Here is a 618-nt window from a genome sequence, read left to right as displayed (position 1 = left end):
CGGCGTGGCCGGCAGCAGTTACACCGTGACCGCCAAGGGGCTGACCCTGACCGGCGTCAGCGCCGTCGATAAAATCTACGACGCCACGACCACGGCCGCGCTCAACACCGCCAGCGTTGGCTACTCGGGCCTGGTTTCGGGCGACACGGTGGCGGCTCCGGCGGCGGTGGCGGCAGTTTTGCGACCAAGGATGTCGGTATCAACAAGGCTGTGACGGTGAGCGGCTACACGCTGTCGGGCGCCGACGCCGGCAACTACGTGGTCACCCAGCCGACCGGCCTGAGCGCAACCATCAACAAGGCCAACCTCACGGTATCGGATATTGCGGCGCTTGATAAAACCTATGACGCCACCACCGCCGCCAGCCTGACCGGTAACGCCGCCGTGGCCGCCCTTGGCAGCGACAACGTGTCGGTGGCCGGTACCGGCGTGGGCAGTTTTGCCAGCAAGGATGCCGGCGCCGGTAAGGCGGTGACAGTGACCGGCTATACCTTGTCCGGCGCCGATGCCGGCAACTACGTGGTGCTGCAACCGACCGGCCTGAGCGCAACCATCAACAAGGTCAACCTGGCGGTCTCGGGCATTGCAGCCCTGGATAAAACCTATGACGCCACCACT

The 618-nt window shown here is 65.4% G+C and carries 2 protein-coding genes; both read left to right on the top strand.

The window, feature by feature from the left end; translation table 11 throughout:
• Positions 1–214: YDG domain-containing protein (locus DUPY_RS28925; RefSeq protein WP_229255419.1), on the top strand; the 214-nt coding region annotated here is incomplete at its 5' end.
• 2 nt (positions 215–216) lie between these two features.
• Positions 217–618: YDG domain-containing protein (locus DUPY_RS18200; protein ID WP_229255418.1), on the top strand; the 402-nt coding region annotated here is incomplete at its 3' end.

Origin of the sequence: Duganella phyllosphaerae (assembly GCF_001758785.1) — a bacterium.
Taxonomy (GTDB): domain Bacteria; phylum Pseudomonadota; class Gammaproteobacteria; order Burkholderiales; family Burkholderiaceae_D; genus Rugamonas; species Rugamonas phyllosphaerae.
This window is presented reverse-complemented; position numbering and strand designations above follow the sequence as displayed.